This is a genomic window from Xanthomonas nasturtii, from assembly GCF_001660815.1.
Lineage (GTDB): Bacteria > Pseudomonadota > Gammaproteobacteria > Xanthomonadales > Xanthomonadaceae > Xanthomonas > Xanthomonas nasturtii.
Map to the genome: position 1 here is coordinate 115,035 of NZ_LYMI01000003.1, position 15,529 is coordinate 130,563.

The 15,529-nt window shown below is 59.0% G+C and carries 7 protein-coding genes and 1 pseudogene; 4 read left to right on the plus strand and 4 right to left on the minus strand.

Features of this window, described 5'->3' with window-relative positions; translation table 11 throughout:
* Positions 1 to 2: 2 nt before the first annotated feature.
* The 4 genes from rsgA to A7D16_RS01855 form a co-directional block, all read right to left on the minus strand.
* A complete protein-coding gene (rsgA, locus tag A7D16_RS01840) occupies positions 3 to 1,094 on the minus strand; it encodes a ribosome small subunit-dependent GTPase A (protein WP_064629294.1) in 1,092 nt (363 codons plus the stop codon).
* Between the two features lie 125 nt (positions 1,095 to 1,219).
* Positions 1,220 to 8,242, minus strand: coding sequence for a calcium-binding protein (locus tag A7D16_RS01845; protein ID WP_153043108.1), 7,023 nt, complete (start codon positions 8,240 to 8,242; stop codon positions 1,220 to 1,222).
* 138 nt (positions 8,243 to 8,380) lie between these two features.
* Positions 8,381 to 9,802, minus strand: a complete 1,422-nt coding sequence (locus A7D16_RS01850; protein ID WP_064629296.1) for an HlyD family type I secretion periplasmic adaptor subunit — start codon at positions 9,800 to 9,802, stop codon at positions 8,381 to 8,383.
* Positions 9,799 to 11,964, minus strand: coding sequence for a type I secretion system permease/ATPase (locus A7D16_RS01855; RefSeq protein WP_064629298.1), 2,166 nt, complete (start codon positions 11,962 to 11,964; stop codon positions 9,799 to 9,801). The genes A7D16_RS01850 and A7D16_RS01855 overlap by 4 nt, the downstream gene beginning before the upstream one ends.
* A 287-nt stretch (positions 11,965 to 12,251) precedes the next feature.
* Here A7D16_RS01855 and A7D16_RS01860 point away from each other — a divergent pair, with 287 nt between their 5' ends.
* The 4 genes and pseudogenes from A7D16_RS01860 to A7D16_RS22295 form a co-directional block, all read left to right on the plus strand.
* Entirely contained in the window at positions 12,252 to 13,523 is a 1,272-nt protein-coding gene (locus tag A7D16_RS01860) for a pyridoxal phosphate-dependent aminotransferase (RefSeq protein WP_064629300.1), read from the plus strand.
* The gene (locus A7D16_RS01865; protein ID WP_064629302.1) at positions 13,523 to 14,173 is read left to right on the plus strand and encodes an SGNH/GDSL hydrolase family protein; all 651 of its coding nucleotides are present in this window, start codon (positions 13,523 to 13,525) and stop codon (positions 14,171 to 14,173) included. Before A7D16_RS01860 ends, A7D16_RS01865 begins: the two co-directional genes overlap by 1 nt.
* Positions 14,174 to 14,494: 321 nt before the next feature.
* On the plus strand, positions 14,495 to 15,166 hold the full coding sequence (locus A7D16_RS01870; protein WP_064629304.1) for a methyltransferase: 672 nt from the start codon (positions 14,495 to 14,497) through the stop codon (positions 15,164 to 15,166).
* A 226-nt stretch (positions 15,167 to 15,392) separates the two neighbouring features.
* Positions 15,393 to 15,529: pseudogene (locus A7D16_RS22295) on the plus strand (IS5/IS1182 family transposase); the annotation flags it as partial.

The following is a 15,529-nucleotide window of genomic DNA, read 5'->3' on the forward strand; positions in this document are numbered from 1 at the left end:
GGTTAGCGCCGCCCGGGGCGATCGACGCTGGCCGGCCGCTTGCCCGATCCCTTGCCACGGTTGTTCTGCGCAACGCGGGTGGCGAGCTTTTCGGCGGCACTGGCCACTTCCACCCGCAGCTTCATGTAGTTGGCCACCCGCTCCGGATCCAGCGTATCGGCTTCGATCGCCGCACGCACCGCGCAACCGGGTTCGGCGATATGCGCGCAATCGTTGAAGCGGCACTGCGCCGCCAAGGCTTCCACATCGGAAAAGCCGCCTTCGGCCAGATCTTCTTCACCGGTGGGCTTGAGCTCGCGCATGCCGGGCGTGTCGATCAGGCACGCACCGGACGGCAGCGGGATCAGCGCACGATGCGTGGTGGTATGCCGGCCGCGCGAATCATTTTCGCGCACCGCATTGGTCTTCATCTTCTGCGTGCCAAGCAGCGTATTGGTCAGCGTCGACTTGCCCGCACCGGACGAGCCCACCAGCACCGCCGTACGCCCATCGCCCAGCCATGGCCGCAACGCGGCCACACTCTCCGGGTCCTTGGCATTGACCGCAAGCAGCGGGATGTTCTGCGCCTCCAGCTCCTCCAGCACCGCCAACGCATCCTCGGCGTATTCGGTCTGGTCGGCCTTGGTCAGCACCACCACCGGTTGCGCCCCGCCACCGCCCACCAGCAACAGATAGCGCTCGATACGGCGCGGATTGAAGTCCGCATCCAGCCCGCACACGATGAACACCGTATCGATATTGGCCGCGATCACCTGCTGGTGATAATGCTCACCGGCCGCACCGCGCTTGATCGAGGTGCGCCGCGGCAGCAGCGCCACGATGCGCTTGCCCTCCAACAGCACCCAATCGCCCACCGCCGCCCGCTCATGGCTCGGGAAGCGCGGCCGCTGCCACTCCGGCAACGACTCCGCCTTCAGGCTAGCCTCCGGCGTATCGGCCACCACGTAACCGGTGCGGTGCTGCTCCACCACCCGCGCCGGCAACGCCTGCGGATGCGCGGCGAAGACCGCCCGCCAGGCGGGGTCTTCCGGGGGACCAGGCCAGGGCCAGCCAATGGATTGGAGGGTGGGGTAATCGGGGGATGTGTCGCTCATGGGGCGATTCTACGCCCACTGCTATTTGCGGCATCCACCAGCGGGCAACGCCACGTAGTTTGCAGCCCAAACCCCACAAAACCGATGACGGCCTTTGCGGGGAAAGGATTCAGCAATAAAGACCGTCAGACCGCAGCGATCATGAGATGTGGCTGATTGCCGCGTTCGCTCCAGGACTGCGCATAGACCTCCTGTCCCGCTTCGCCCTGTGCCATCGCACCAATCAGTTGACTCAACTCCGCCCCACCGACCAAGTTGTCTACTTGATCGGAGGTGAGTTCCATCCAATTCTGGTCGTACAGCCGGTCGACACGGTTGGCACTCTCCGTGTACCAATCCTTGAACGTCAAACTACCGGATTGATCACTCAACGTTGCGACCATGTCATCGCCAACACGATCGAACCTGAATTGATCGAATGCGGCTCCGCTCACACGCAACATATCTTCGCCATAGACATCGACATTCACGATGGTGTCGTGACCTTGCCCAGCGGTATAGATGTAGAAGTCATCGCCATCGCCACCAACCAACGTGTCGTTGCCATCTTCGCCATCCAGCTCATCCCCACTATCTCCACCGTACAAGACATCGCGCCCGGCACCGCCATAGATGGTGTCATACTCACCTAGGCCGCTCAGCACGTTGTCTTGCGCGTTCCCGCTTAGCCAATTGCTGAACTCATTCCCGGTACCGTTTACGGCTGTACCGACCAGAATCAGCGACTCCAGCTCCTCAGTCAAAGTGAAGTCGATGCTGGTGGCCACCGTGTCACCATTGCGATAAGGATGTTCGCCCATTGCGGGAATGCCAGGGGCTCCTGACTCCCCGACAGATGAATTCGTCGCGTCGCTCGACAACTGCATCGCCATTGCCATGGGGAATGAAGGAGCCTCGTCCTCGGCTTCGACGATGACATCACCAAGACTGTCGACATAGTAGAGATCATCGCCACCACCGCCTTCCATGCGGTCGTTACCGGCCCCACCAATAAGGGTGTCGTTACCCCAGGCACCGATCAGAATGTCATTTCCCGCACCGCCATCGATCCAATCGGCCAAGGAGGAGTAATCATCCACAGCCGCGGCGGTCAGAACATTGGCGCCGGCATTGCCCTGCAGGGTGTTGGATTCTCCGTTGCCAGTCCCGTTGAGATCGGCAGTTCCATCAAGGATCAACCGCTGCAAGTTTACGCCCAGCGTGTAATCGATACTGCTACGTACCGTATTGATTTCTCTCGTCCAGGAATCACTGGCATACCCATTATCGAAAATCGAATCGCTCGCATCATCCACCACGTAGGTGTCGCTACCCTTGCCGCCACGCATCACATCCGCACCGGTGCCGCCGTCGAGCAGGTCGTCACCGCTGTCGCCTTCTAATTGATCATTACCCTCCAGCCCAAATAGCTGATCATTGCCGACGCTTCCACGCAGGATGTCGCTGCCCGCAGTTCCGTTCAAGGTTACGTCCGGGTTCACGGCATTGGTATGCAGCCATGCGGAATCCCAGACAGTTCCGTTGGCGAAGACCATCGATTCGATCGCCGCCATGCCGCCTTCGCTAAAGAATCCAACAATGGTGAGCGGCGACTGACCCTCCACATGCACTTCCATGTCGTTGCCGAGCTTGTAAAGGGTCACGTCGCTTGGTGACAAGTCAGCATTGAACAGGACCCGGTCCGTTCCACCGGCATCGTGTATCGCCTGGCTCCCATAGCCCTTGCCGAACACGTAGGTATCCCCGGAAGCACCGCCAAACAGTCCCGCCTCCCCTGGCCCGATATCGAACCAAGTGGCTCCCGCCGTTTCACGGTGGACCTCGCCCAACGTCTGCTGGATGCCGATGACGTAGCCGCCAGCATCCTGAAGATCGGCATAGGACATACCATTGATGTTGACCGCGATAGCTTCGAGAGGTGCAACAAGCTTTGCCAGGATGTCCTCTTGAACCCAAGTGGTGCCATCGGCGAAATGTAAAGCATCAATAGGGCCACCACGGCTCCAGTGTTCGTCGGTGATGAAGTGCCCCAGGACGATCAGCCGGTCGGCATGGCCGTCGATGTCAATCACCAATGCATCGCCGGAGCGTGCGAGGCGGATGTTCTCGGTAGTAATGCCTTCACCAAGCTCAATCACATCATGATCGGTGAGTACGGTTGAGCCATTGGTGATGACATCCAAGTCAGAGTCCAGGCCGAAACGGTAAATGTCGTTGCCAGCATCGCCAGAGAGAATGTCTGAACCACTGCCACCTGCCAGGACATCGTCACCCTCACCCGCTTCTATGCTGTCGTTGCCTGTCCCACCCTGGATAGTGTCGTCATGCTCGAGCGCCATCACCCGGTCATTGCCTGCGCCGGCATTGATGAAATCATCCTTGGCGTACAAACCCATCAGGTTGTCGTTGCGATGAGAGCCGCGCATGGCCTGGTATAAAATCTCCTCCAGATCCCAGGTGGTGCCGTCGGTGAACACGACCTGCTCGATCGAATCGCGCGTGTTGTAAGGCAAGTAATCAAAGAAATCCAGCACGGCGATCGAATCGTCGGTGCCTTCGATCACAAACTGCAACGTGCTGCTGAAGCGATCGTCTCGATACACAACGATTTCTTCCTTCAGCACACTGGCATCGAACCTAAGCGTGTCGATATCGCCAAACTGCGGCCCACTCTCTCTCATCCAACCGAACTCCCAGATGATGTCACGACCGCCACCGCGGCCAAACTCATAGAGATCTGAACCCGCGTTTCCGTAAAGCGCATCGTTACCGGCGCCACCATTCAAGAAATCAGCACCATCTTGTCCGCTAATGGAGTCATTGCCTGCACCACCCAGCAGAGTGTCATTCCCGTCATTACCGTAGATGTTGTCGTCACCCTCACCACCATCCAGATAATCGTCTTCCCCACCATTCATCCACCAATAGGGGTAGTAGGAATCTCCCTGCAACGTATCGTTACCGCTGCCACCGTAGATTGTGTCCTTACCCCAGCCACCGACCAGATAATCTTTGTCATTTCCACCCCAGATACGGTCGTCGCCGCCGAAGCCATAGATATAGTCCTCGCCGTCGTAGCCGTAAAGCTGATCGTCTCCCGAACTCCCTTCGATTTCGTTAGCACCGCTCCACAACAGCTCAGGCAAAAGCTCAGCACCATCGGCTAGGACGATTCGCGCGGTTGGTCCATTGACACCGGCATAACCCTCAATGGTGATGCTCTGACCAGTCTCGATAATAGTCATTACCAGCGCGCCATTTTTGAGCGCGTAGTACATATCGGCTGGATTTACGATATCGAGAAGCTGTACTTGTCGAATATCAGCAGCAGGATCAAAGGCTATGCTGTCGTTCCCGTAGCCGATGCCGTAGCGAAAAACATCGGAGCCTGCCCCGCCGTACAGGCGGTCGTCGCCGGTTCCGCCGTCGAGAAGATCGTCGCCGTCGCCGCCTTCGAGCAGATCGTTTCCGCCCCCACCGAATACAAGATCGTTGCCGATTCCGCCATTGAGCGAATCATTACCTTCTTGGCCGTACAACTTGTCGTTACCACCCTGGCCGTAAAGTTCATCGTCCTGATCGCTACCTTGCAGATCATCATCGCCCGCAGTACCGCCACCAAGTAGGCTCAAAGCCTCAGCCCGATCCATCGCGGAGCCGTCACCAAAGACAATCCGATGCCCGCCACTGTCGCGCGCAAGAAAACCGTCCAGGCGAACCGATTGGTCTGTGCCGAATGTCATCACCAGCGCACTCCCGCTGCGTCGGAACGTCGCCTGATTTCTCGACAAGCCGCTTAGCACGATGGTGTCCCTTCCGGCCGATTGGCTTCCCAAACCAAGCACCTCATCATGACCATCACCGGCCTTGATAAGATAAGTATCGTTTCCTTCTGCACCCATAAGGGTGTCGTTGCCGGTACCACCATCGAGTTGATCGTCACCCCTGCCGCCGTCGAGGTAGTCATCACCCGAATCGCCGTCGATCTTGTCATTGCCAGAGTAAACGCCGAACTGATCGTCACCGTACAAAATGTCGCTACCTTCGCCGCCGACGGCCTGGTCATTGCCGGTACCGCCTATGACAATGTCATCGCCCTTATCGCCAGATAACGTGTCATCTCCATCGCTGCCTTCAAGATAGTCGTTACCGTCTCCTCCATTGACCTGATCATTTCCCTCCGCAGCGGTCACGGTGTCGTTGCCAAGCCCCCCATTTATTAAATCGTTGCCGCCACCACCATAAACGCTATCGTTGCCATCACCTGCATCTACATCATCGTCGCCTTCGTCTCCATCAATAAAGTCGTTTCCAAGCCCGCCTCTGATTGAATCGTTTCCGAGCTCGCCATCGATAACATCATCACCCTGATTTCCATCAATATTGTCACCACCATCTCCTCCAACCAAAGTATCGGCCCCGCCGCCTCCGCTTAAACGATCATTACCAGTCCCGCCGTAAATGAAATCCTGGCCTTCGTCGCCAATCAAGTTATCGTCGCCATCCTCTCCAAATAAGCTATCGTTGCCTGCGCCTCCTATCAACGTGTCGTTTCCCATCCCCCCTTGCAGTTCGTCATCGTCAGCGTCTCCCGAGAGAGTGTCGTTTCCCGATTGACCTTGCAGAAGATCTTTTCCCGATCCTCCGCTGAGATAGTCGTCGCCAGCGTTACCTTGAATTTCGTCGTTGCCTCCCTCGCCATATATCCGGTCATTCCCATGAAATTGAAGGGCCAAGTCGCTAGCGGACGCGTCTCCCAGCAATAGATCATTCCCCTCGCCGCCACGTATGACATCATCGCCGCCGAGACCGATAATGGTGTCAACGCCTGACCCACCATCGATGACGTCATTACCATGCCGGGATTCATCAATTCCTACCGCATCACCCAAGATGTAGTCTGCACCGTCTCCTCCTAAAAGAGTGTCGTTACCGCCATCGCCATAGATTCGGTCGTTGCCTGCACCTCCATCAATGTAGTCGTTCCCTGGCAATCCCGCAGACACATAGGAGTATGTCAGGCCGTAGTCGACACGGTCTCCTTGAAGGATATCGTCGCCTTCTCCTCCGCTAATGACATCATTACCTCCCTGGCCAAAGATTCGATCCTCACCATTACCGCCTAAAATAATATCATTCCCTGAAGTATTGGCCCTGTCTGAAATTTGAGTGGCCATGAAGCTCCAGATACCATTAGCGGCGGAAAAATCGTCTCCGAAGATAAGATCATCGCCCTCTTCCCCTTCAATATAGTCATGATCGCTTCCGCCGAGAAGCAGGTCGTTTTGCGCCCCTCCCAGCAGGGTATCGTTACCTTCACCGCCGTAAGCAATGTCGGAACCATCGCCACCGTCAATATCATCATTCCCGCTCGGCAGAACATTTGGATTTGTTTCAACCCAAGGATCATGGCCATTTGTATAATGCGCTCTTACGGAAAAATTAAAGAGATTCCGTGTTGCATCCGAACCCGCGGGAGTATTTCCTGAGACCTCGCTTAACCATCCATTTCCTACCGAAATAATCCCTGGTCGAGATGCAGATTCGCTATACCATGCGTTACGATCGCCAGAGCCAAGCTCATCTTCTGGTTTGCGCCATGCCAACAGCATTGACGATCCAATTAATATATCGTCACCCAAGCCGCCAAAAAGCCGATTGACTCCTGGCCCCCCAAGGATTAGATCATTCCCGTGGCCGCCGTCTATCCAATCATCACCATATCCACCGGCAATTCCGTCATTTCCGCCTAAACCAGAAATAATGTCATTTCCGCTTCTGACTTCGTCTGGATCTCCATCTCGGCCGACCAAGTCGTCATCGTTCGTCTGGGACACCGGATTCTCCGGACTCCCGGGCTGGCCCAGCCCCGGCAGAGTAATATTTAGACCGCCATTCGACCAATTCTTGACGACGATGCGACCGCCGCTTTCACGATGCGTGATGATTAGGGTCGATTTATCACCACTCGGAACGGATTGCAGACGAAAGACGCGATCATGGGTCTCCCACCCAAAACCGTCGCGCGAGACAGTGTTTACCGAAAGGTCTCCGATAGCAGCGCCTTCAAACGTAATTTTCCCTATGCCATCAGTATCAATGATCGTATCTTCAGTGATTTCATCTAGATCACCGACTCTGAATTCATAGGTATCAAATCCCTTGCCACCCTGTAATAAGTCCGATCCGCGGCCGCCGTGCAGATGATCATCGCCCATGCCTCCATTAAGGGTATCTGGCCCGGCATATCCAACCAAAAAGTCGTCCCCATGACCCCCACTTAACTTATCGATGAGATTACCACCGTATAAGGTATCGTTTCCCGATCCGCCTATGAGTGTACTTGAATAACTTTTATCATACTGCGCGCTCAGCTGATCATCCTGCTGAGTTCCAAAAGCGAGATAGTCTTTCAGTCCAGGTAGGTAGGAGCCACCTCCATTCTTGATCTGAAAGACTATCGCTTGATACGCATCCTCTCGCCTATCTTCAGGTTCTTTCGCGAAATCAAAGAAGTCTTCCGCAATATCGTCGGCGGCACTCCCACCTAACACCCCTGCAACTGCACCGATAACAGCGATCCCAGCAAGTACGGGCCAGGAAGCGGCGCCTGCGGCAACAGCCACGCCGGTAAGCACCCCTGTAACGACCGCATTAACCCAAGAACCAGCGTAAACAGCCATTGCTGCTGTTAAATCACCTTTCAACACATTTTCTGAAAAATCCTTTCTATCAAGCCATTTAGAGGCAAGGTTGAAAAACTTCTCAGAACCACCACCAAGCACTACGCGTTTACCCTCCTCATCTAACGCACTTATAACGCCTGACACAAAATCATCTAACGCTATAGCAGGATCTTTTTCTTTATCTAAAAGATCTAGCTGACGGCTTGCGTCAGCTATCATTCCCTCGCACCATGCCTGTAAAACTGCGTTACCGTCTGCGACAAATCTATCAGCGTAGGATTTCAACAGCTCTATATTCTGTTCAAGTGTTTCAGAGTAGAGCTTAAAGAGCGTAGTAGGCTCTACATTAAAATCGCCGTGTAATGCCTTTGTATCTGCAAATGCTGACTCGATGTTGCCTGCGAGCGCTGCAGATATTTCAGTGAGGAACATCGCATATATGTCATTTACATCTTGATTCATAATAAATTCCTTTTTAGTTGACTATCGATGATTATTTCGTAAATTCACTTGATGACTATAATAATTCGTATTGAGACGTTAACGTCATGACCAGAGCCAAACCAACAGGCATCAATAGCTTCATAAGTTTCATAAGTTTCATCTCTCCCTCAAGGATTCGGAGCCGTGCACCCGCAAAGGACTCAACAAATAATCAATCACCCGCCGCTTACCCGTCTTCACTTCCGCACTCAAACTCATACCCGCGCTCATCCGCACTCTAACTCCGTCAATCACCAACGTGCTGCCGTTCAATTTGATGCGCGCGGGGAATACCAAACCGAGTTTTTCGTCCTGCGCGGCATCGTGGGAGACGCTGGCGACTGTCCCGGTCAGATAGCCGTAGCGGGTGTAAGGGAAGCTGTCGACCTTGACGGTGACCGGTTGGCCCGGGCGCATGAAGCCGATGTCCTTGTTCAAGACGGTAACTTCGACCTCCAGTGCTTCTTCGGCTGGCACCACGACGAGTAACGGCTGTGCGGGCGTGACTACACCGCCCACGGTGTGGACGGCCAGTTGCTGGATCGTGCCGTCGACGGGCGCGTGTAGGGCCATCAACTTGTCTCGCTGCCCGGTCTTGGCGACGTCCTGGGTCAGTTGGCCAGCTTGCTCACTTGCCTGGCGCAAGGCATCCAGTGCTTGCTGGCGTGTGTCGGTCACAAGCACGCGCAACTCTTCCTGTGCCGCGCTGATCGCCGAGCGGATTTCCTGCAGGCGATTGCGCTGGGTGGCGAGCTGGCTTTCTGCGGCAATGCGTTCCTGCTCGCGTAACAAATAGTCGTGACGGCCGACGTACTTGCCCTCGACAAGACGGCCGTAGTCTTCTGCACGCACTTTCGAGATGCGCGCCGACTCGGCGAGCGGTTCGATCGCATCCTGCGTGGTCTGCAGCTCAGCCTGCCGTTGGGCGATGCTGGCTTGCAGGTTATGCCGGCGCGCCTGGAATGCGTCGAATTGGCTGCTGACCAATTGCTGCTCATTGGCCACGCGCTCGGCTGGTAGATCCGGAGCCGGATCCAGCCGCGGCGGCGGCCCGGTCGCAATGGCGGTCGCCAGCGCTGCCTGGCGAAGCGCAGCGAGACGTGCGTTGACCAATGCGTCGCCGGCCTGGGCGAACTCAGCCCCGGTGGCGGTGGCATCGAGTTCGACCAGCAGTTGGCCTTTCTTCACCGCCTGCCCGTCGCGCACCAGAATCCTGCGTACCACCGCGGTTTCTGCGGTCTGCACCACCTTGGTCCGCGAGTCGACCACGGTTTTGCCTGGTGCCACGGCGACGATATCGAGCTTACCCAGGCACGCCCACAGCAGCGCGACGCAGAAGAAGCCGATGATGATGCGCATCGTCCAGCGCGCGGTGGGCGACACAGGCGTTTCGGTCAGTTCGAGATGCGCGGGCAGGAACGCGCGCTCGTCGGCGCTGCGCGCGGGCGGGTCGAGCTGGCGGCGCACCGCCCAGGCCGATTTGAAGATCTTGAAATAGCGGAGAAAGAAATCGCGCCATCCCTGGAGCACGTGCTTCATGGTGTCCCCTGTTGCAATTTGTATAGATGCGCGTATTGGCCTTCCGGCCGGTCGACCAACTCGGCGTGCGAGCCGCTTTCGATGATGCGTCCCTTCTCCACTACGACGATGCGATTGGCGTGCCGCACGGTGGACAGGCGATGGGCAATGATCAGTACGGTGCGGCCCTTGCAGATGGCGCGCATATTGCTCATCACCGCGTGTTCCGATTCGTAGTCCAGTGCGCTGGTCGCCTCGTCGAGAATCAAAATGCGCGGATCGCCGATCAACGCGCGCGCGATTGCAATGCGCTGGCGCTGCCCGCCAGACAAACCGGTGCCGTGCTCGCCAACCTTGGTGTCGTAGCCTTCAGGCAGTTCCAAAATGAATTCGTGGGCGCCTGCCAGCTTGGCGGCATGGATCACCCGCTCCAGCGGCATGCCGGGATCGGACAGGGCAATGTTCTCGCGCACGCTGCGGTTGAACAGGAAGTTCTCCTGCAGCACCACGCCCAGCTGACGCCGCAGCCAGGCAGGATCGGCCAGTGCCAGATCCTGGCCATCGATCAGCACCCGCCCACGCTCGGGCGTGTAGAGCCGCTGCACCAGCTTGGTCAGCGTGCTCTTGCCGGAGCCGGAACGGCCGACGATTCCGATGATTTCGCCCGGGCGAATGTCCAGCTCGATCCCGTTGAGCACTTCTGGTGCATCCGGCCGATAGCGGAAGGTCACTCGTTCGAACGTCACCTGCCCACGGATCGGCGGCAGTGCCAGGCGGCTGCCCGGCACCTCAGTGCGGGTATTGAGAATGTCGCCCAGCCGCTCGACCGAGATACCGACCTGCTGGAAGTCCTGCCACAACTGAGCCAGCCGGATGATCGGCGCGGTAACCTGGCCGGACAGCATGTTGAAGGCGATCAACTGGCCGATCGACAGCTTGCCTTCCATCACCAGTTTGGCGCCCCAGAACAGCACTGCCACAGCGGTGAGCTTCTGCACCAGTTGCACACCTTGCTGTCCCAGCGTCGCGATGCGGGTGACGTTGAAACCTGCGCTGACATAGCCGGCCAGCTGGTTGTCCCAGGTGCGCGTCACACGTGGATCGACCGCCATTGCCTTGACCGTGCCGATACCGCTGACGGTTTCCACAAGAAACGACTGATTGTCCGCACCGCGGGCAAACTTGTCGTTCAAACGCTTGCGCAGCACCGGAGTAATAAAACCGGAGATTGTGGCGTACAACGGTAGCGACAGCACAACGATCAAGGTCAGCCAACCGCTGTACCAGAACATGACCGACAGGAAGACCACCGTAAAGAACAGGTCCAGTACCGAGGTCAACGCCTGCCCGGTAAGAAAGTTGCGGATGTTCTCCAGCTCGCGGACACGCGCAATGGTGTCGCCCACCCGCCGCGACTCAAAGTACGCCAACGGCAACGACAGTACGTGCCGGAACAGCCGCGCACCCAGCTCCACGTCGATCTTGCTGGTGGTATGTGCAAACACATAGGTGCGCAGGCCCGATAACAGCACATCGAAGACTGCCATCGAGACCAACCCGATCGCGATCACGTCCAGCGTGGTCAGGCCGTTATGCACCAGCACCTTGTCCATCACCACCTGGTAGAACAGCGGCGTGATCAACGCAAACAGCTGGATGAAGAACGAGACGACGAAGACCTCGATCATCAGCTTGCGGTACTTGACCACCGCAGGGATGAACCAGCTGAAGTCGAACTTGGCGAGGTCGCCAAGCACTGATGCCCGCGAGGCAACCTGCAACAGCCGCCCCTGGTAACGCGCCTCGAACTCGGCGGGTGAAATGGAGCGCGGCCGCTTTTCGACCAGATCGTGGATCAGGATCTGGTCCGCACCGACCTTGGCGACAATAAAAGAGTTCCCTTCCGGCACCAGCGCCAATGCCGGCAGCGCCGCCATGCCGATCCGCGCGGCCGGCTGCGCGACGACCTTGGCTTTCAACCCCAATTGCTTGGCTGCCAGCAATAGCGTGGTTTCGTCGAACGGCTCCCCGCCGCGCCCGAACCCATGTGCCAACTGCACGGCGTCAGCGGCGACCCCATGAAATTGCGCGAGCAGCACCAGTCCCTGCAGCCCCAAATCTGGTCGGTCTTGCACCGACGAGCCGCCCTCAACTACTGAGAGCGACGCACTTCCCCCTAACATAACGCGATCCTTGCTGAGAGCCGGCGGGCTCAAGTGACGGAATAGAATCTGGGGATGTTAAGAAAGAGTCAATCAGTCAACTCCCCGATGACGATCAATCTTCTCAATCGGGCGTCTCCCAGGCTGAGACGGCGCCAACTGAACCGACCTTGCCGAGGGTCAGCGGGCAAGACCTTTTGAAGGCCGAGGAAGCAGCCGACAACTTGACATCGTTGCCGATGCAAGCATGCCCGCATGGCGCATTTCCGCTACCATGCCAAGCCTCACGCCTACAACCGGCCCGTCGCATGTCCACTGCCCCGCAAAAGCCGCTCGCCATCCGCGAGCGTCTGTCCGAAGTCCGCTACGAAATCCGGGGCGAGCTGGCGCGACGAGCGCGGGAGTTGGAGGCGCAGGGCCGCAAGCTGATCAAGCTCAATATCGGTAACCCGGGAGCGTTCGGGTTCCGGGCGCCGGAGCATCTGCAGCGCGCGATCGCCGACGACATGGGCCGCACCGATCCCTATACCCATCAGCAAGGCCTGCCGGAAGCGCGCGAGGCGATCGCCACCGCGTATTCGCGTCGCCAGCACCCGGATGCGCACCCGGACCGTATTTTTGTCGGCAACGGCGTCAGCGAGTTGATCGACCTGTCGCTGCGGGCGCTGCTCAACCCCGGCGACGAAGTGCTGGTGCCCTCGCCCGACTATCCGCTGTGGTCGGCGGCCACCATCCTCAACGATGGTCGCCCGGTGTATTACCGCTGCGCGCCGGAAAACGGCTTCCAGCCAGACCCGGTGGAGATCGAAACGCTGGTGTCCTCGCGCACCCGCGCCATCGTGCTGATCAACCCGAACAACCCCAGCGGCGCCAGTTATTCGCGCGAGCTGCTGGAGCGCATCGTGGCCATCGCCACCAAGCACAATCTGCTGCTGATGGTCGATGAAATCTACGACCAGGTGCTCTACGACGGCGCAGCCTTCGTGCCGGTGGCGCCGCTGGCCGGTGCGCACCCGTGCATCACTTTCAGCGGCTTGAGCAAGGTGCACCGCGCCTGCGGCTGGCGGGTGGGCTGGGCGCTGCTGTCCGGCGAGCAGGCGCGCATCAACGACCTGCGCAACGCGATGGACCTGCTCGGCGCCCTGCGCCTGTGCGCCAACGTACCGGGGCAGTACGCCATCGATGCGGCGGTGAACGGGCCGGACACCATTTCAGCGCTGTGCGCGCCGGGCGGCCGCCTGTATGAAACCCGCCGCGCGGTGATAGAGGCGTGCGCGGCGAGCGAGCATCTGTCGCTGGTGGCACCGGCCGGCGCGCTGTACGCGTTCCCGGCGGTCGTCGGCCCGGCCGCACGCAACTTCGACGACCACACATTCGCGCTCGATCTGATGAACGAAGAAGGCGTGCTGGTGGTTCCCGGTTCCAGCTTCAATGTACCGTACCGTCACCACTTCCGCGTGACCCTGATGCCGGAAGCCAGCGTGATGCGCGATGTGTTTGCGCGCATCGACCGCGCCCTGGCGCGCCGCGCCGAAGCGGTGACCAAAGTGGTGCCGCTCAAGCCGCGCAGCGTGGCGTGATGGCGGCACCCGGCACGCCGCTGCGCTATCTGGCGCTGGGCGATTCCTACACCATCGGCGAAGGCGTCGCGCCTGCGCAACGTTGGCCGGTGCAAGTGGTCGAGGGGTTACGCGCTTACGGCTGGAACGTGGCGCCGCCGCAAATCGTCGCCACCACCGGCTGGACCACCGACGAACTGCAGGCCGGCATCGATGCTGCCGCACCGCAAGGCCCATTCGAGCTGGTGAGCCTGTTGATCGGCGTCAACAATCAATATCGCGGGCGCTCGCTGGACGAGTACCGCACCCAGTTCGATGCGTTGTTGCAACGCGCGATCGCGTTTGCAGGCGCGCACTCCGCACGCGTGTTCGTGCTGTCGATTCCCGACTGGGGGCTGACCCCGTTTGCACACGCGCAAGGCGGCGATGCGCCGTTGATCGGTGCGCAGATCGATGCCTTCAACGCAGTCGCTGCCGACCGCTGCCGCGAACGCGCGGTGCGCTTTGTCGATATCACCGCCACCAGCCGCGATGGCGGCGATGCGGGAGACATGCTGGTCGACGACGGCCTGCATCCCTCCGGCGCGATGTATGCGCGCTGGACCGCGCTGGCGCTGCCTGCGGCGCGCGATGCGCTGGGCGCGGTGGGATCCTTGGACTCGACTGTCTAAATCCCAACGCTCATTTGGCGGGCATCTGCGGTGTGCCTTCGCGTACAAATCGCTGAACCTGCGTTTGTAGCGCAAGATATCGCGCGTGATGTCAGTTGCTTCGCTGGCGCGTAGATGCGGTTGCACTCGCGTCTTCGTCAGTAAGCGCGCCGCAGCACCGCCCCGCCGCGTGCGATTTCGAGAAGAGCGTGCCTTCAAACACGGCCACGCCGCTCAAAACGGTACTCGGCCCTACCCCGATCAGGCCAACAGGCCCTAAGCTAGCCGCGCAGCACGCCTGATTGCCAAGGAACGACATTGCACAGCACCGCCACCCAACCGATGAGCCGCGCGCAGGCGCTGACGATTGCGCGCGCGTTTTTGCCACCGCACCCGCTGGGCAACCGCTACGACTATTACTACACGCAGGCCAAGCTGCGTACCGACCCGCTGTATCCGGGCGTGCTGGCCGAGCTACGCACTACCACTGCGCCGGTGCTGGATCTGGGCTGCGGGCTGGGCTTGCTGGCCCATGCGCTGCGTGCCGATGGTCAGGCGCTGGCGTATCACGGCGTGGATGTGGATGCCTCCAAGATCCGCCGCGCGCAACACATCGCGCAGCGCTCGACGCTGGGCAATACCAGGTTCGAGGTGGTCGACCTGAGTGTGGCGTGGCCGCAGCATCAGGGCAGCGTCACCATCCTGGATGTGCTGCAGTATCTGCAATCGGACATGCAGGCCAGCCTGCTGCGCAGCGTGGCGCAGATGCTCACGCCCGGCGCGAAGTTGGTGATCCGCAGCGCATTGGGCGATGCCAGCAGCCGCGGCCGCACTAGCCGCGTGACCGACGTGTTGGCGCACCTGAGTGGCTGGATGCAACGCATGCCACGTAGTTACCCCACCCGCGACAGCCTGCAAGCGCAGCTTGATGCGGCTGGTCTGCGCGCGACGTTTGCGCCCCTGTATGGCAATACGCCATTCAATAACTGGCTGATCGTGGCCGAGCCGCGCTGAGCGCCGCGCCGGGAGCGACCAACGATACGTCACGTGCATTCGTCGAGCGGGCGGAGACCACGCGCAGGAATTGGCGCGCGTAAACGGCACATGTACTCACGCGTACCAGCTGCGCCGCCTGCGGTGGGCGCAACCGTTTTTGGTCGGCCGCTTCGAGTGCCTGGTTCGAGTCGACTCACTCTAAGAACCTGTTCACGATCTTCGCAGATCAGTGCAGACTATGCGGATGCGCCAAGAGACCTATCCGAGTGACATGAGCCGGGAGCAGTTCGCACACGTGCTGCCGATCCTGGAACAAGCGCGCAAGCGCACCAAGCCACGCCGTGTGGATTTATATGAGGTGTGGTGCGCAGTGTTGTACGT

What these genes read in the sequence shown, in the direction of transcription:
- A7D16_RS01865 (WP_064629302.1), top strand. Translation starts at nt 13,523, where the DNA reads ATGGCGGCACCCGGCACGCCGCTGCGCTATCTGGCGCTGGGCGATTCC.
- A7D16_RS01860 (WP_064629300.1), top strand. Translation starts at nt 12,252, where the DNA reads ATGTCCACTGCCCCGCAAAAGCCGCTCGCCATCCGCGAGCGTCTGTCC.
- A7D16_RS01850 (WP_064629296.1), bottom strand. Translation starts at nt 9,802, where the DNA reads ATGAAGCACGTGCTCCAGGGATGGCGCGATTTCTTTCTCCGCTATTTC.
- A7D16_RS01855 (WP_064629298.1), bottom strand. Translation starts at nt 11,964, where the DNA reads ATGTTAGGGGGAAGTGCGTCGCTCTCAGTAGTTGAGGGCGGCTCGTCG.
- A7D16_RS01870 (WP_064629304.1), top strand. Translation starts at nt 14,495, where the DNA reads ATGAGCCGCGCGCAGGCGCTGACGATTGCGCGCGCGTTTTTGCCACCG.
- rsgA (WP_064629294.1), bottom strand. Translation starts at nt 1,094, where the DNA reads ATGAGCGACACATCCCCCGATTACCCCACCCTCCAATCCATTGGCTGG.
- A7D16_RS01845 (WP_153043108.1), bottom strand. Translation starts at nt 8,242, where the DNA reads ATGAATCAAGATGTAAATGACATATATGCGATGTTCCTCACTGAAATA.